The organism is Nonomuraea sp. B19D2, assembly GCF_040137845.1.
Classification (GTDB): Bacteria; Actinomycetota; Actinomycetes; order Streptosporangiales; family Streptosporangiaceae; genus Nonomuraea.
In genome coordinates, this window is sequence record NZ_JBEFAK010000047.1 from 15,329 (window position 1) to 31,707 (window position 16,379).

At 67.9% G+C, this 16,379-nt stretch carries 14 protein-coding genes and 3 pseudogenes; 6 read left to right on the plus strand and 11 right to left on the minus strand.

Going from position 1 to position 16,379, the window contains the following annotated elements:
* Nucleotides 1-171: 171 nt before the first annotated feature.
* Nucleotides 172-588, minus strand: a complete 417-nt coding sequence (locus tag ABN273_RS48065; RefSeq protein WP_349456326.1) for a hypothetical protein — start codon at nt 586-588, stop codon at nt 172-174.
* Between the two features lie 408 nt (nt 589-996).
* Here ABN273_RS48065 and ABN273_RS48070 point away from each other — a divergent pair, with 408 nt between their 5' ends.
* Nucleotides 997-1,470, plus strand: coding sequence for an NACHT N-terminal Helical domain 1-containing protein (locus ABN273_RS48070; RefSeq protein WP_349456327.1), 474 nt, complete (start codon nt 997-999; stop codon nt 1,468-1,470).
* Entirely contained in the window at nt 1,371-2,885 is a 1,515-nt protein-coding gene (locus ABN273_RS48075; protein ID WP_349456328.1) for a leucine-rich repeat domain-containing protein, read from the plus strand. Before ABN273_RS48070 ends, ABN273_RS48075 begins: the two co-directional genes overlap by 100 nt.
* A gap of 451 nt (nt 2,886-3,336) precedes the next feature.
* On the opposite strand, the gene ABN273_RS48080 is transcribed toward ABN273_RS48075, so the two are convergent.
* Complete coding sequence (locus tag ABN273_RS48080; protein WP_349456329.1) at nt 3,337-3,633, minus strand: hypothetical protein; 297 nt, start codon at nt 3,631-3,633, stop codon at nt 3,337-3,339.
* A gap of 526 nt (nt 3,634-4,159) precedes the next feature.
* Nucleotides 4,160-4,684, minus strand: coding sequence for a DUF2690 domain-containing protein (locus tag ABN273_RS48085; protein ID WP_349456330.1), 525 nt, complete (start codon nt 4,682-4,684; stop codon nt 4,160-4,162).
* Nucleotides 4,685-4,996: 312 nt separating this feature from the next.
* Here ABN273_RS48085 and ABN273_RS48090 point away from each other — a divergent pair, with 312 nt between their 5' ends.
* Nucleotides 4,997-5,887: a helix-turn-helix domain-containing protein gene (locus tag ABN273_RS48090; protein WP_349456331.1), complete on the plus strand. Its 891-nt coding sequence runs from the start codon at nt 4,997-4,999 to the stop codon at nt 5,885-5,887.
* Between the two features lie 753 nt (nt 5,888-6,640).
* Here the strand turns inward: ABN273_RS48090 and ABN273_RS48095 are convergent.
* Both ABN273_RS48095 and ABN273_RS48100 read right to left on the minus strand, forming a co-directional pair.
* Nucleotides 6,641-7,429, minus strand: a complete 789-nt coding sequence (locus tag ABN273_RS48095) for an SDR family NAD(P)-dependent oxidoreductase (protein WP_349456332.1) — start codon at nt 7,427-7,429, stop codon at nt 6,641-6,643.
* 46 nt (nt 7,430-7,475) lie between these two features.
* Nucleotides 7,476-8,141, minus strand: a complete 666-nt coding sequence (locus tag ABN273_RS48100; protein WP_349456333.1) for an FMN-dependent NADH-azoreductase — start codon at nt 8,139-8,141, stop codon at nt 7,476-7,478.
* An 87-nt stretch (nt 8,142-8,228) separates the two neighbouring features.
* On the opposite strand from ABN273_RS48100, the gene ABN273_RS48105 reads away from it, so the two are divergent.
* Nucleotides 8,229-8,747 (plus strand): MarR family winged helix-turn-helix transcriptional regulator, encoded by a 519-nt coding sequence (locus ABN273_RS48105; RefSeq protein WP_349456334.1) that lies wholly within the window; start codon nt 8,229-8,231, stop codon nt 8,745-8,747.
* A gap of 147 nt (nt 8,748-8,894) precedes the next feature.
* Here the strand turns inward: ABN273_RS48105 and ABN273_RS48110 are convergent.
* The 4 genes and pseudogenes from ABN273_RS48110 to ABN273_RS48125 all read right to left on the minus strand — a co-directional run.
* A pseudogene (locus tag ABN273_RS48110) lies at nt 8,895-9,095 on the minus strand (transposase); the annotation flags it as partial.
* 86 nt (nt 9,096-9,181) lie between these two features.
* Nucleotides 9,182-9,484, minus strand: a pseudogene (locus ABN273_RS59915) (DUF4158 domain-containing protein); the annotation flags it as partial.
* Nucleotides 9,485-9,624: 140 nt separating this feature from the next.
* Entirely contained in the window at nt 9,625-12,804 is a 3,180-nt protein-coding gene (locus ABN273_RS48120; protein ID WP_349456335.1) for a S8 family serine peptidase, read from the minus strand.
* A gap of 65 nt (nt 12,805-12,869) precedes the next feature.
* Nucleotides 12,870-13,085 (minus strand): hypothetical protein, encoded by a 216-nt coding sequence (locus ABN273_RS48125; RefSeq protein WP_349456336.1) that lies wholly within the window; start codon nt 13,083-13,085, stop codon nt 12,870-12,872.
* 612 nt (nt 13,086-13,697) lie between these two features.
* On the opposite strand from ABN273_RS48125, the gene ABN273_RS48135 reads away from it, so the two are divergent.
* Nucleotides 13,698-14,489: an FG-GAP-like repeat-containing protein gene (locus tag ABN273_RS48135; protein ID WP_502911247.1), complete on the plus strand. Its 792-nt coding sequence runs from the start codon at nt 13,698-13,700 to the stop codon at nt 14,487-14,489.
* A 42-nt stretch (nt 14,490-14,531) separates the two neighbouring features.
* Nucleotides 14,532-14,872, plus strand: a pseudogene (locus ABN273_RS48140) (Scr1 family TA system antitoxin-like transcriptional regulator).
* A 184-nt stretch (nt 14,873-15,056) separates the two neighbouring features.
* On the opposite strand, the gene ABN273_RS48145 reads toward ABN273_RS48140, so the two are convergent.
* Complete coding sequence (locus tag ABN273_RS48145) at nt 15,057-15,533, minus strand: transposase (RefSeq protein WP_349456337.1); 477 nt, start codon at nt 15,531-15,533, stop codon at nt 15,057-15,059.
* A 91-nt stretch (nt 15,534-15,624) separates the two neighbouring features.
* Nucleotides 15,625-16,377 carry a haloacid dehalogenase type II gene (locus tag ABN273_RS48150; protein ID WP_349456338.1) on the minus strand — a complete coding sequence of 251 codons (753 nt, stop codon included), beginning with the start codon at nt 16,375-16,377 and terminating at the stop codon, nt 15,625-15,627.
* Nucleotides 16,378-16,379 lie beyond the last annotated feature (2 nt).

Consider the following 16,379-nt stretch of genomic DNA (forward strand, 5'->3'; position numbering starts at 1 on the left):
ACGATTGCCGTTTCCACGCGTCACCGACCCCACAGGAGATCTGGTGGCCGTGCCTGTTCGGCACCGCCGAGGGCCCGCACGGTGCGGGTTGAGGCGTGGCGGCGCTCGATCCGGCCTTCCTGCTGAAGGTCGAGTGCCGCCTCGACCAGTCGGGGAACGAGTGGGCCGCGGTCAGCCGCCTGCACCCCAGCAGGGCCGGGACTGCTTGGTGATGTCACCATGGGTGTTCACCCAGACGTCGGCCATCCAGCCTCTGGCGAACGGCTTGCCCGGAGAGCTTCCCGGGCCGTACACGGCGACCTTGTCCCAGTAGGGGTTGGACGGGTGGAACCAACCGGAGACATTCGAGCCACCGTCGACGTAGCACTCGACCTCGACACGCGTGCCGCCCTGAATATAGGGGCCGTCCTTGGCTCCCTTCTCGGGCCGCGCCCGTACGACCACGAAGGCTTCGGAGCCGCCGAAGACGGTGCCTTCGACGGTCGACGGGCCGGTGGCCACGGTGGGCCGCGCCTGGGCGGCGGCCGGGAAGGGGGCGACTGCCAGCAGCAGCAGACCCGCCATCATGACCAGCGATCTGATACGCACTGTGGTACTCCCATCTGATTGTGAATCTCTTCAAGGCACCATTCGCTCGACGTGTGGTGCCGGGCTCCGGGTGCGTCGATTGGCGATTCTGGTGTTCCGCACGGTTGTCGCCCAGCATGTGGATGTCGCGAGACAACGTGGAGACAACGAGATGGACGGCCCAGCCGCCCGCGACCACTCCACGCACCAAGCCGCGCACCGCAGCGATTGGCGACGGGCAACGCACTCTCCACCCTGGAACCGCCCCTCACCTACGTGACCGCCTGCGGCGGCGATACCGAGGAATGGCAACAACGAGGTTCCGGGGAAGGCGCGGCTCCGGCGGGACCGCCGCATTCCGCCCGGGAAACGCTCACTTTCCCACCTGAAGCGGCGATCATTGAAGTGTCCCCACCCATGAGGAGCGCCATGCCCGCACTGGAAGCCGCAGTCGTCACGGCTGCGAAGGCCGTCGCGCAGCGCGCAGCACAGGAATGGTTGTCGGTCCGTTCCGCCGCAGGCGAGCGGAACTCGGACCTGACCGCGCTGATCAGGAGCGAACTCCCGGACCGCCTGGTCAGACGCAGCTTCCAGCGCCAGGTGGAGGCGATCGCCGACGGAGTCGACCGGCGGCTGATGACCCTCGTCGAGCAGGAGTACGGCGGCCTGTCCGAGAACGACAGGGCCGCCGCGCTGCTCGAGGCCGTGGACACCCTCAAGCGGTCCGATTTCTCCGATCGGGCCGTGTTCGACGCGGCGGCCGACCCGATCGTGCTGACCAAGCGGATTCGCCAGGCCGCACCGTGCAGGAGTACCTCGCCGCCAAACAGGCGGCGGCCGACGCCGACGTGGAACCGCTGGTCGAGCGGGCGCACCTGGACCAGTGGCGCGAGGCTGTGGTGATGTCCGCCGGGCACGCGAACGCCCCGGTACGCCGCGAGCTCCTCGCCGGACTGCTGGACCGGGTGGACAGGGACGGTCGGCACGCCCGGCGGCTGCTGGTCGCGGGCTGCCTGGAGACCGTCCAGGAGCTTCCCACCGACCTCAAGGAGCGCATCGACGCCTGCCTCACCGAGGTCATTCCGCCGAGGAACGACGCCGAGGCCAGGTCGCTGGCGTCGGCCGGTAAGGAGGCACTCCGCCGCCTGCCGCACGACCTGCGGGGGCTGACGACGGCCAAAGCGGTCGCGACGGTGCGCACCTGCTGGCTGGTGAACGGCTCCGAAGCGCTCGCGAAGCTGGCCGGGTACGCCGGTGACACCCGCAGGGACGTCAGGAGAGAGCTGGTCGCGGGCTGGGGCTACTTCGATCCTGACACCTATGCCGCCGAGGTCCTCGCCACGGTGGAGCCGCCGTACGGACGCGTGGTCATCGAAACTCCCCGACTGTTGGACGGCCTCGGCCGGCTCAGGAAGGTCGATGCGGTCGACGTTGACTGCCCCGTCGACGACCTGGATTTCCTCAGGACGACCGCGCTGCTGTCCTGGTTGGCGCTGCGAGAACTGCGCGACGCCTCATTGGAGGATCTGGCCTGCCACCCCGAGCTGTGCTGGCTCTGGATCCACTTCACCCCCGCGCGGCAGGTGGACTTCGAGGTGCTCTCCAGGTTGCCCAAGCTGAGGGAGCTGAAGCTGCGCGGAGTCGACTTCACCCACCTGGGATTCCTCGACACGGTCGCGTCCCTCGACTCGCTGCTGCTGGAGGACCTGAGCCGGGTGCGGGACTTCGCCCCCGTCACCCGCCACGCGGGGCTGCGAAGCCTCTCACTCTACCGGGCACAGCTGCGCGATCCGGCGTTCTTCGCGAGCTTCCCCGAGCTGGAACAGGTCATGCTGCGAGGCTCCGCGCTCGACGGCGGCCTGCAAGCTCTCGTCTCGGCCGTCCCCGGGCTGGAGGACCTCAGGCTCTGGCACTGCGACTGGGTGGACGACCTGGGCCCGCTAGGTGACCGCCGCCTGCGCGAGCTGCAGTTGGGTGAATGCTCGAACGTGCGGGACCTGAGCCCGCTGGCAGGCCAGGAGAACCTCCACACCCTGTCACTCCGGCACACGGGCGTCACCGATCTCGGCCCGCTCGCCGGCCTCTCCGGCCTCTCCGGCCTTCGCCATCTGAACCTGTACGGCTGCTCCGGGATCAGTGACCTCGGCCCGCTCTCTTCCCTCCCGGCCCTGGTCGGCGTCAGCCTCAACGGCGCGGCACGCACGCTCGATCTGTCCGCCCTCGCGAACATGCGGAACCTCACCGTGTTCGTGGACAACGCCCAGGTACTTCGCAACACCCGCGCCCTCCACCGGAGCGTCAACGTCATCCGGTCCTGACAGCGCACGAAGACCCCAGCGCTCTGCTGGAGGTCTTCATATCATGGTCGGCGAAGCCGGCTTGTTCATGAACGCCAGACGTGCTCTGGCATCCCAGATCCCCGTCATCCAGCTCTGATCCGTGCACAGCTAGGTCCACGCCGGTGCCTGTCTCGGTGTACTTGTTGCGGCAGTCGCTGGTCCACCTGTTCAGGTAGCAGTTGGCGAGGACGCGGGCGAACCCGGCGTCGTTTCCGCCGAGGGTCAGCATGACCGACCGCGTCCGGAGGAAGGCCGCTCTCCAGATGACCGCATACAGGCGGCGAGGGGTTGAAGGCCGAGGGCTCCGGCGCATCGTCGGCCACGGTATCGGTGCCTCCGTGGCACAGAACGACCGCGCAGACGATGATGGGACGATGCCACCAGCAGTGATAGTCGGCGCGCTGGCAGATTCCCGCATGCGGCAGCGGATTCAGCACCTGCGAGTCGCAGGAGCTGGTCTGGTCGCACATGGGAACAGGTCGGGTAGCGCCATCAGGGCGCCTGTCTGGGTGGCGTAGTCGTAGGTGCCCTCGAACTTCAGCCCTCCGTCGTAGAGGTCCTGCTGGCCGCTCTCCATCCAGCCGAAGATCTTTTCTTGGTAGGGCCAGTCCTGCGGATGACGAGCGTCGTCGAACGTGCGCACCGCCGCGCCCTCGACGCCGACATGCAGGAACGGGTGCCGCTGGGGATCGTAGTCAGGGTTGGCCGGATTGTTGGTCCACTCCATACCCAGTTGCCGTCCTCATCGGTGCAACCGGGACCCGGCGTGCACCCCGAGGTGTTGCCGGTGCTTCCCTGGGGGTTCACACCGCTGTTGTACGCCCACACGGCGAAATACCAGTTCTCCAGGCTGCCGGGGTCGCCGGCGTCGACGGTGATGCCGGCCGCGCCGAGCTGATTCCATTTCCGCGCCAGCACCTGCGCCGCGGCGGCCGCCACGACGACGTCCCCGGAGCCGGCGGCAGGCGGCGACGAGAGGAGCTTCTTGCGGCCTGGTCTCAGCGCCTGCTGATCGACGGGCGAGTGCCTGGCAGCGTTCGAGGCCGATGAGTGGCGTGCCTGCTGGGGGCCGTACGACGAGAACTCACAGTCGGATGGACCGGCCGGTACAGGCACGAGTAAGCGGTCGGCCAGGCATGCGATTGTTCGCCGGTGCTGTTCGCGGGCATGCGGTGTGAGCGGGGACCGTCGCAGAGTCCCCGGTAACACCGTCACGTGCTGCGAATATTGACGCCGGCTGCATCCTTATCCGGTCAGCCGGATACCTCGGCCCAGGCCGGACCGGCTCCATACCCCCAGCAGCACGCGCCGTATGCGGTCGCGGTGACATTGGGGGCGTAGAGCTGATCGGAATAGGCTAAAGTGCCGTATCCGGTGTACAGATCGGTACAGGTGTTGTAACCCTCCCGACAGAGGTGAACCTGTATGGGCGCCGCACCGTCGAAGACTCTGACTTTCGACCAGTTCGTTCCGCAGTGCGGCGAATACCGTAGTTCGACGACGGCGTTCTCTCGAGCGGTGGGTTCCCCGCCCTCGGTGTGGTGCCAGAGGTAGGCCTGCGACACCGTGAACGCGTCGTTGCTGCACCCGGACGCCTCCGGGTCGGTGTTGTCGCACGTCGCCGCCGAAGGGCTGGCGTAGCAGTCGGCGTCCGCTGCGGCCGCGCGCCGTCCCGGGGAGTCGTCCAGTGCGAACGCCGGCCCGGAGGCCATGACCACCGACCCCGCCAGCATCACCCCGAACAGTTTGAGTACGAGCGAGGCACCTCGCCGTGACATGAGCCACTCCTCTCGAAGGCACCATTCGCTCGACGTGTGGTGCCGAGCTTCGCAGTGCGTCGATTGGCGATTCTGGTGTTCCACGTGGTTGTCGCCCAGCATGTGGATGTCGCGAGACAACGTGGAGACAACGAGGTGGACGGCCGAGCCGAAAATCAGGGATGAGCAGCGCATCTGACAGGAAATAGAAGCCTTCGTGAGCCTCGGCGGGAGATGGTGGAGATCCGCACTGTTGTCGCCTAGCGTATGGATGGCACAAGAGAACAGTAGACAACGAGGAGCACTCCGCAGATGGCTCGTCCTGAGACCCCCTTGGACCCGGACGCGGGGCCCGTACAAGCCTTCGCCTTCGATCTGCGGAGACTCAGGGAAAAGGCCGGCAACCCGTCCTACCGCAAACTCGCCGAGCACGCCCATTACTCCGCCGCCGCACTCGCCCGTGCCGCGGCCGGGAACGCACTCCCCACCCTGGAACTGACCCTTGCCTATGTGACGGCCTGCGGCGGCGATATCGAGGAATGGCAACAGCGCTGGCACGCCATCGAGAATCAGCAAAGAATTCCAACCACCGCCGAACACATCTCACCCCGCTCCTCGACAACACCGTCTCCCGAACAGGCACCTCCCGAGGAGACACCGCCACCGACCGAAGTGACGCCGCAGCGACCGGTAGGCCGACGTGGACGACGGCCCTGGCTGCTGCTGGGCGCCGCCGCTCTCCTCGCCGCCGGCGCGACCGTCACACTGATCGTCCGGCCGGCCGGCCCACCCCCCATGAGCTGGACCAACGCGTCGAACGTGCTGCCGTCCTTCGACAAATTCGGCCGAGCCTGGGTTGACGGCGCCGACCCCAAGCGAGCGGGCTGCCCGGATGCGGTGACGCTGGTCGGCCAGGAGGTGTGGCTCGGCTCGGTGACTTACGGCACCCTCGAGCTCAGATACTCACAGAAGTGCGGCTCGGCCTGGGCCCGGTTGAACCCCTACGGTTCTCTGATCAACAACTCGTCGCAGGACATCCGCATCCGGCTGGAGACGTTCCGTCCGGACGACAGCACCGCCAGCCGTGTCGACGAGGCTTTCGTCAGGGATCAGCACTGGGCGGGAATGCTCCGCACCGACAAGGGATGCGTGAAGGCCCGTGGACAGATCACCATCGATTCGAACGCCTCTGAAGTAGTGGAGACCACCTGCGCGAAGCGGTGACACGCGGGCAGCGCGGGCACGTTCGGGGCTCAGCCGGCCGCCGCGGCCGGGCTCGCGCTCAGCCCGGCGCAGCCGCGCAGGGGCCTTCCAGCTCGCCACCGCCTGCTGCCGCGCGGGTCCGGTCACCGGGATCGGGATGCCGCCGCTGATGCGCGCCGGAGTCCACTGGTCCTTGAGGACCTTGTGGCCCTCGATCGTCGGCGTCAGCACGCCCGTGGTGCTGGTCTGCCGAAGTTGCCCAAGCCATAGTTGACGTATCGGCCCTTAAGCTACCCGCTGCCGAGCAGGATGTGGGCGTGGCCGCCGCGTCAAGCTGGACTCCGACCCCTTCGACCCGACCTTCTTGCGGGTGCGCCCCGAAGCCGCCGACGCCGGCACCGCGCTGCCGTTCCAGATCAGCCGCAACAGTCATCCCAAGGCCCGCCCCGAGGTCCCCGCCGAAGAACTGTGAACGATCTTGATATTGGGCCCTGGCGCGATCTCCGGGATGCGGTGACAGGCTGTGGTCTCCGATCAGTTCAGTAGGGCCACCTTCCTTAGGAGACCCGTGGCGGGCGCGTCATGCGGGTCGTGGCGGGCCGCCGGGCCTGGCCTCTCCACAGGGTCCAGGCCTGTACCGCGTCAAAACGCAGTCGCGACGTTCTGCCTGCGCTACGCGACGACGATGCCCATCCCGGGCGGCGGGCGAGAACCGCTCCCCACCCGCACGGCCGGCGGGCGAGGAGCAACTTCGTGTGGTGCGGGTTGGGCCTGCTACCCGCCGATATGCGGTGCGCGGGCGGCGGCAGAGCCGTCCCGGATCACCTCGCCAGTGAGGTTGCCGTTGGCTCCCGAGCCCAGGAAGACGATGAGGTTGGCCACGTCGTCGGAGTCGGAGAGCCTGTGGGTGGGGGTGGCGGCGGCGAGGGCGTCGGTGACGAACGCCGGGATGTCAGGGCGGCTGTCGGTGAGGGTGAAGCCGGGTGCCACGACGTTGACCAGGATCCCGTTCCGGCCGCCGTTCCAGGCCAGGCTGCGGGCGAGCCCGTACAGGCCCGATTTCGCGGTGCCGTAAGGGCCCGGCCCGGGCAGGCCCTCCTCCGCGACGCTCGAGGAGATCAGCACGATCCGCCCCCAGCCCTTGGCACGCATGCTGGGCAGGACCGCGCGGACCGTGGCCGCCGTTCCGAGCAGGTTGGCACTGATCATCGCGTCCCACTCCTGCAGCGGTACGTCCTCGAACCGGAGGCTGGGGTCAGGCGGGCCGTCGCCGCCCCAGCGCACGGCATTGGCGACGAGAACGTCGATCCCGTCCCAGCGCTCGATGACGGTCGCGACCGCGTGGTCTATGGTCGGCAGGTCTTCGAGGTCCAGCCGGACGACGTGCGCCTGCCCGCCTGCGGCCTCGACGTCGGCGGCCACCTTCTCGGCACGGTCGGGGTTGTTGCGGTAGGTGATCGCCACCCGGGCACCTTCGCGTCCGTAGGCGCGGGCGGTCGCGGCTCCGATCCCGGTCGACGCGCCGGTGATCAGGACCACGCGGCCGTTGAGATCTGTGTTCATGGTGCGGTTGTCCTCTTGTCTTCGCTGATCGGGTAGGGAGTCGTGGTCAGGACGGCGTCTCGGCGCGCACGCGAGTCGCCAGGGTGTGCACCGCGGCGAGCGCCGCGGCGTGGGATGCCTCGTGCTGGTCGCGGAACTGCGCGAGGAAGGGCATGACCGTGGCATGGGTGAGTTCGGCATGGACGAACTCCACGTCGTCCAATCCGAGTACGGAGAAGTAGGCGCGCAGGTAGGGCTCCTGGAAGTCGAACTGCTCCCGGGGTGTGCCTGGCCCGTAGCCGCCGCCGCGCGCGCTCAGCACCACGGCCGACTTTCCCTTGAGCGGTAGCCAGGGCAGGGTCACGCGGTCGATCCATGCCTTGAGCGCGGCGGGCACCGTGAAGTTGTACATCGGCACGCCCAGGAGCAGGACGTCGGCCGCGAGGAGTTGTTCCACCAGCGGGCGGGTGGCTGCCCAGCTCCTGGCCAGTTCGGGGGCGCCGGCGGCCACCTTGTCCATGGCATCGATGTCGCGCACGCCCTTTACGGACGATTGGGTGGCGAGGTGGACACGGTCCTCGTCGATGGGCGGCACCGGGTCGGCCACGAGGTCGCGGTAGGTGTAGACCCCGTTGGGATGGGTGGCCCGCCAGTGGGCCACGAAGGTGCTGCCGAGCTTGCGGGAGAACGAGTCGCGGCGTCCGCTGGCGTCCAGATGGAGAAGATGCGTCACAAGATTGCCTCGCAATCAAGATGGTCTGGAATCGCAATCAATATAGAACAATATAGTTGTGAGTCAAGAACATCTTGGCTTGGTATCATGCTGGGCATGGCCAACGCTTCCGCATCCGAAGGCTCGCCCGACAGTTGGCTGCACCGAGACCTGCACTGGCTGTTCGCGCGGCTGAAGCAGGGCCTGGCCACAGCCGAGACCGCGGCCGTACGCGAGCACGGCATGACCCTGTGGGGCTACACGGTGCTGATGGCCATCGTTGAAGCCCCCGCCAGCTCCCAACTCGCCCTCGCCCAAGCCGTATCGGTGGACAAGAGCAAGCTGGTCCTCATCCTCGACGAACTGGAAAACGACGGCTTGGTGCGCCGCCGACCGGACCCCGCCGACCGCAGGGCCCGCATCATCGAGGTCACCCCCGAAGGCAGCCGCGTCCTCAAAGCCGCCCGCAGCGACATCAAGGCGATCGAGGACCAGCTTTTGGCCGACCTCGCCCCCGCGACTCGGAACGCTCTGCAGAGCGCGCTACAACAGCTCATCGGCGAGCCCATCGCAAGAGTCGAAGACGGACGGTCACACGAAACCGCCTGCTCGCCCAACCCAGCCTGACCGCACCTGTGGCCCATGACGCAGATCTCATCTCCAGACAGAGATCAGGACTCTTCACCAGGAGGCTCTACAACCTGCGGGAACGCGCATGGCCGGGTCGCTGAAAGGGGTATCACTCCAAGGGCTCTGCCAAGATTCCTGTGGTAGCTAACCGTGGTGCTTCTGGGCGAGGAGTATCCGTTTTCGGAGCAGCGATAACCCGGCCTTGCCGTATGTCTGTCGTTTGAGGAGTTTGATCTTGTTGACGATGCCCTCGGTGGGGCCGTTGCTGTAGGGCAGGGCGAGCGCGGCGGCCACGGCGTCGTGGTCGATGAGCAGGCCTTCGGCGAAGGAGCGCAGCGCGGGAACCTGCTGGTCGCCTTGGCCGCGATCTTGCGAGCCTTGCCCGGCGCGTACGCCACGCCCTCCCGGCGCCGTACCAGCACCCGATGCGACTCCGCCGTACGCGGCGAGGCATACACCGGCGCCACGTCCTCGCCCAGCTCCAGGCAGCGTCGCACGTGCTCCACCACCAGGGGCGGCACCTCGCGGGCCGTGGCGAAACGGCCCAGCCGCTGAAAACACTTCAGCGCGAGCGTCAACGCCAGCAGGTGCTCATCGGTGTCGGTCTTCTCCCGCGCCCACGCCATCTCCTCCTGCGAGGGGGAGTAGAAGAGGTATAACTCGCGGGTCATCATCAAGCGCGGGAACGGAGGTCTGCGGCGGCGATCGCCTAGCCCGTCCTGAAGCCCAGCCATCCGCAGCGATCGTCACGGTCGTACCCGGTCCTCGAATGGATGTCCAGAGAACGTTTCGACCGAAACGTTCCTGCCTGGGGCTAGCGTTTTTTGGTTCGAACACGCTAGCCCCACGTTCAAGGTGCCATTCCGCCTCGCTGTCAGCCGATGGCGTAGGCGCGGGTGATCGTCTGGGTCAGTCCGAGGCCCGCCGCGTCGGTCACCACCGCGCGGAGCGAGACGAACCCGGCCGTACCCGGGTTCGGAACCGTGGCGGTCCAGCCCGAGCCGGTGCGGGCGACCGGGATCTTGCGCCAGTTCGCGCCGTCGTCCACGGACATCTCCAGCCGGACCGATGTCGCCTGTACCGGCGTGGACCCGGGGTTGCGCTCGATCCGGACGGGCAGGCGGGTCACGCTGCCCGGCTTGGCGCGGTTCGAGTCGTCTAGCCCCTCGGGGCTGTAACGGACCGCGGTCAGCGGCAGCGACTGTGCCTTGGCGGTGGTTGCGGACGGGAACGTCCACACGGACTCCACGCCGGTGGACAGCGCCGAGTGCGTGACCTGCCTGTGCATCGATGTGGTCAGCGTGTATGAGCTGCGCCCGGAGGGAAGGTCGGCGTGCAGTTCGCACCCGCGCGGCTCGTAGACCGAGCAGTCGGCGAGGTCGGCGGTGGCCAGCACCCGACCGTCCTTGGCGAGGGTAGCGGTGCCGGTGGCGGCTGTGTCCGACCCCGTCCGGCCTGCTCCCCCGTCGGAGAACAGCCCGACTCCGGAGAAGGTCAGCTTGTCGCCGGTACGGTTGCCGCCCGGCAGCAGGAACGACGGCCCGGTGACCGCGGTGTTCCAGACCTCGCGGGTCTGGCCGCGCTTCATGAGCCTCCCGCCGTCGAACATCAGCGAGGTGCCGGCCTTGAACCCGCTCTCGTAGGTCAGCCCCGGGGTGCGGTAGTGGATGAGCGTACCGGGCAAAGTGATGTCGCCGATCAGCGGCCCCAGAGTCGAGCTGGGGAAATCGGGGTCGCGCAGTCCGGCCAGCGGAGTGCCCGTGGCCGCCGCTCCTGAGGCCCGGTAGGTCGCGGTGACCTTCGCTAGATCCTTCTGTCTGGCGTTGTAGCTAGGATCCTCGGGGAGGCCGTCCCTGCGTTGGTCGACGAGATCGTAGATGTACGGGCTGGGGGACACGTCCTTGCTGAGCCACTTGGTCGCGAGACTGTAGGTCAGACCTGGCACGCGGGCGGGAATGGCGAAGAATTCGGAGTTGACGTCCGCGCGGAATGCCATGGTCCAGGTGTTCCATGCGCCATGGACAAGCCCGGTCTGGTAGCTGTTCTTCAACAGGGCGCTGGGGTCGTCAAGCGTGACCTTGGCCGCCTTGCCCTGCTGCGCATCCACCGTGAGCGACTGGTCGCCGCTGTCGATCGTCAGCGTGGAGACAGTGATCGTCCTGGGGAATTTTCCGTCGATCTTCTCCACGATGTCGCTGTAGAGGTTCCAGTCGCCCTTGGGCAGCCGGACTCGCGCCACGCCGTCGCGGAAGGCCGGCGAATGGATCGTCCCGGTCTTCGCGTCATAGATCTGGCCGATCCTGGGGGTGACCGGCTGGCCCTGCCTGCCGAGGACGGTGATGGTGACGTCGTAGGACTCGGGCTCGACGTATGCGCCGGCCAGGGTGCGGATCACCGTCTCGCCTGATCTGGCGGTGACCGTTCCCGGGTAGTCGCCCGGCGCCTTGCCGCTGGCGTCGATGGTGAGCGTGATCGGAGCCTCGCCCTTGGCCGGGACCGTGACCTGATCGGCCGGCAGGTTCAGCACCTCGCCCTGTGCCGACAGCTCCAGGGTGATCGGAGCGTCGCTCGCGTTGGCGTACGTGATCGTTTTGGTCGTCACCCGCTCGCCGGTGGCGTTCCAGGGAAAGGCCGCCCAGACGTTGCCCTGCGCGGCCACGACCTGCTGCTTCAGCGCGCGTACCAGGTCGATCTGCCCGGCTCCCTGCTGATAGAGCGTCGATCCCTGAGCGGGCGCGGCGCTGCCGATCAGCGCGGCCTTGAGCTGCGCGCCCGTCCACTCCGGATGGCGCTGGGCCAGGATCGCCGCTGCCCCTGCCACGTGCGGGCTGGCCATCGAGGTGCCGCTGAGCGGCCGGTGGAGGCCGTCGGCGGTGCCCGCGGCGGCCGCGGCCACGATGTCCACGCCCGGCGCGGTCACTTCGGGTTTGATCGCGTGGTCGCTCACTCGCGGCCCCGGGCTGGAGAAGTCGGCCAGCCGGCCCTGTTTGTCCACCGCGCCCACGGTCAGCGCCGCCTCCGCGCTACCGGGGCTGGACACCCTGCCGCGGGCTCCGCCGTTTCCCGCCGCCGCAACGAACAGCGTGCCGGTACGCTCCGACAGCGTGTTGACCGCCTGCTCCAGCGGGTCCAGATCGGGGCCGTCCGTGTCGCCGAAGCTCATGTTGACGACCTTGGCCTTGATCTCGACGGCCGCCCACTCCATGCCGGCGAGGACTGCCGATTCGGTCGGGCCCGCGGCGCCACCCACCTTCCCGATGGCCAGCTTCGCCTCCGGCGCCACACCCCGGTACTTCTCATCCCTGCCCGCCACGATCGAGGCGACATGGGTGCCGTGGCCGAGAGTGTCACGGATGTCGGGATCGTCGCTGAAGTTACGCGCCACTGCGTCCTTCAGGGCCGGATGATCGGGGTCGTAGCCGGAGTCGAGGACCGCGACGGTGACGCCCTTGCCTGTCATGCCCTGCTGCCACGCCTGCGGGGCGCCGATCTGATGAACGCTCTGGTCCAGTGAGAACGACCTGCGGCCGTCCAGCCACAGCTTGGTACGCCCGGCTGCCAGGGCGCGGGCGCCGCTCGCCACCTCCTTCCACGTCTGAGCCGCGCTGTCCTTGGGCAGGCGAAGCGTGGTCATGCCCAGGCTGGCGAGCTGCCGGGTACGCTGCGCGCCCCGCAGCGCAGGGGCCGGGCCCGATGCCGACTGCGTGATCAGCGGGATGTCGCGGGCGTCGGCGTCGCCGTATCGCCACTGCAGCAGCTGGGTGACGTCGAACAGCCGTCCGTCGAGCACCCCCTGAGTGACCATGGTCTGGGCGTCGGACGGAATCACGTACAGGTGCCCGTCGCGTACCTGGCTCGTGAAGCCGACGTCCTGCCGTCCGGGTCCGGGATCCACTCGGTGCCCGCGACCGGCGAGGACGACACGGTCACCGGTGATCAGCGTCACCCCGTTCGCCTCTTGGGCGGGAGCCTTTGCTTCCCGTGCCGGCGTCGGCGTGTTGCCCACGATCGTTCCCGCCAGGACAGCGGCAAGAAGCGCCTTACCTAAAATCATGATCTACCTTGTGTGCTTGGGGACATGGTCTCTTCCTGCGCGGGGCGGGGAGTCACCCCCAGCCCCTACTGGGGCGGCTGGTCCGTCCAGCCGGTGGTCACCGAGATGAATCCGTTGGGGTCCCCCGCCAGGCTCCCGTCGTCGGCGAGGAGATAGTTAGTGCGCATCACGCGAGAGGTGTCGGGATCGACGACCAGTTTGATCTCCGGCTCGCCGTCAGCATCAGCGATCAGCAGCTCCTCCCCGTCGTCGACCGTGCTCGTCCTCTTGACTTCCGGCATCGTGGCCAGGGCCCGAAACGCCGCGGAACGGACCTCCGAAGGCGCCGGCAACTCCATGATCAGCGCGATCAGAGAGAGGACGTCGTCACTTCGCTGCTCGGATGCTGCCTTCCGGGGCGGTGGTTACTCTCACTCATCCTTCGCCGCAAGCCGGGATCGTCTTCCTTCGAGTGCACAACGGCCGGCGCGAGGCCATCGAGGGACGCGGTGCACCGGCCGGAAGCGCGTCGCCTCACATTTCCAGCGGTTATCCGATGGCAGCCGCCACCCGCCCCTGATCGGCCAGCCGAACGGCGGCGTGTCGGATTGCGAGCTCGGCCAACACCGAGACACGCCCGCGAGGCAACATGCCTTCAACGCCAGCCAACGTGCCTTACGTGCCTGAAAAGATCATCTCTCTCTGACCTGCGAGAAGAGATCAAGAACCCAAGATAACGCCCGATAAGCGGTCCGTTCGACCGACGTCACCGCACGTGCCTCCCGGCTCAACCCGCCAACGGACGGAACAAACCGTAGCGAGACGAACACGCATACAACAGGCGAAGAAGATCACAGCTTCATCAACCCACCCGCCTACCCACTCAAGATCCACTCAATGTGGGTTTTGGGCTTATGTGGGCTGACCCCCTGACGGGGTGGGCTTCCTCGTTCCGTGACTACGGCACCCGGTACGGAACCTGGCACACCGGGGCCAGCGGGTACACGCCCCAGCCCGGCGACGCCGTGGTCTTCGACTGGGACCAGAGCGGCGACATCGACCACGTCGGCATCGTCACCTCGGCCAACGCCAGCACCGTGTACACGATCGAGGGCAATAGCAGCGACCGTACGAAGGCCAACAGCTACGCGCGCGGCAACGTCGATATCGTCGGCTACAGCGCCCCCGTCGACGCCGGCACGGGCCCGGTCGAGGCGGAGGACGCGACGGGTGCGGCGGTGGACTTTGACGGTGACGGCAAGGCCGACCTGGTCGGCGTCTCCACCGACGGGACGTTACGGGCTTATCGGGGCACCGGCACGCCGGGCACGCCGTCGATCGACGGCGGCACCGTGGTCGGCACCGGCTGGACGTCGATCACCCGGATCACGGTCCTGGACGCCGACAACGACGGCAAGGTCGATCTGGTCGGCCGCGCTTCTGACGGGATGCTGTACGCGTACCTGAACAACGGCAACCTGGACTTCTCCACCCGCGTCACCATCGGTGAGGGCTGGAACGGCGTCACCCGGGTCAACGTCGGCGACTTCGACGGCGACGGCAAGACCGACGTGCTCGGCCAGGCGAGCGACGGTACCCTGCGCGCCTACCTGAACAAGGGCACTCCCGGCGCCCCCAACATCTCCACCAACGCCGCCATCGGCAGCGGCTGGAACGGCATCACCCGCCTCGCCGTCGTCAACTAGCGATCTCGACTCGAGCGCCGCCCGGATTTCGGGCGGCGCTCGATGGCTCGCGTTCACCGTCCCCGGCCTGATCGCCACCTGCCCCGAGACGGCCGGAGCCGCCAGCCGGCCATCACCGACGAACGCGGCGACGCGGCGACCGAGGCGCGGCTGGCCAGGCAGACAGTGTTCGACCGGCCCGAGCCGCCGCTCTACACCGCCGTGATCGGCGAGGGAGTCTTGACCCGCTCCATCGGCGGATCGCGGTGATGCGCGAACACCTTGACCACCTGCTCGAGGTCATGATCCATCCGTGCATCACCCTCCAGATCGTCCCCAGGGACGCCGCGCCGACGAAAGGAACGGGCTTCACCAGTACGTCCTCCAAGACGAACGCCGTGTAGGGTCGGGGGCTGGCGCGGTGGCGTCTCCTGCTGTTACGGCCTGGGGTCTTCATTCCGCCGGTTTCCCGGTCGGTTGTGCCACCCCAGTGACGGCGGCCAGATTCGTTGCTCCGTTTCCAGTCCCGGCCGTCGAGTGAAGTCGACCGCTGGCGAGGCACCCAAGGGTAGGGCCCTTTTCCATCGGTCACGCCTGCCGGCAGCGGTCCACGTCCGTGCTGGTGCTGGTCGTGGAGGACCAGCGCCAGACTGGTGGGGCGTCCCGGTCGCCGGGCACGTGCTCGACCTTCAGCCGGATAAAGGTGCCGTCGACGGTGGGCAGTTCACCTTCGTGGTCGAGCCAGGCCACGCGATGCGTCAGCCGGAGGCGGAGCCGGTCCCAGGCGCTCGCCTCGGCCTTGCCGTAGTGGGTGGTGTCGGTGACCGTGGTCACCAAGGCCTCGGGCAAGGTGGTGGGATCGGCCAGGGCGAACTCGCCGCGACGCTTGGGAGGCCGCCCGCCCCTGGGGTCGTAACGTCGTGGTGGCGCGGGCAGGCGCAGCACCCAGTCGGAGCGGATGCGTCCGAGCAATTCGACGGGCAGGTCGCGCAGGACGTAGGCCAGGCGTGTGACGTCGCAGCGGCGTCGGCCACGACGAGCATGTCCGGATCTCCGCTGCGCCACTGGCCGACTGCGATCAGCCGCTCGATCACCCCTCGCAGTTGGGTGGCGTCGTCGGCCAGTCCCAGCCGCACCGCATCCAGGGGCGCCGCCGTCAGCGGTCAGCGGTCAAACCACTGCCTGCCCTTCCCCGCATGACCATCTGGGCCAGGTGCGCGAGGTCCTCTACCACCAGGTCCGGCGGGTAGGTCGAGTTGCCGAAGGGCCGCTTGCGCCGGTCGATGAACGCGGTCTTCATGCCCGCGGCCTTCGCGCCCACGCAGTCGAACGCGTGATTCGCCACGAAGAGGACCTGCTCCGGCTCCAACTCCATCAGCCGCGCACCCGTCCGGTAGGTGTCGGCGTGCGGCTTGAACGACTTCGCCTCCGCTACCGAGATCACCCGATCCCACAGGTGCTCGGTACCCGAATACGGCACGCCGCTGGCCAGCATGTCAACGTCGCCGTTCGACAGGATGACCAGATCGAGGCCGTGTGCCTTGATGTCGGACAGCGCGTCGACGACGTCCGGGAACGGCTTGAGCCGTTCGATCTGGGAGACCAGCCCGCGCACCTCCTCGTCGGTGTGCTCGATGCCGGCCCGGTCCAGGGTGTAGTGGACGGCTTGGCGGCCGATCTCCCGGTACGGGGTGTGCTCGCGGTGGAGCAAGGCGTCGATCATCGAGTTCTCGAAGTGGGTCCGCCGCCACCAGGTCACCACGCGGGACGGCGGGTTGGCGGTGTAGCCCTTGGCGGCGAGGTACGGCGCGATGGCCTCGGTGAGCCCGCGCTGCATGTCCACGACGGTCCCGTAGAAGTCGAACATCAGTGCTTTGACTCCGCGGACGGCGTCTTCCCTGTTCTCCATGG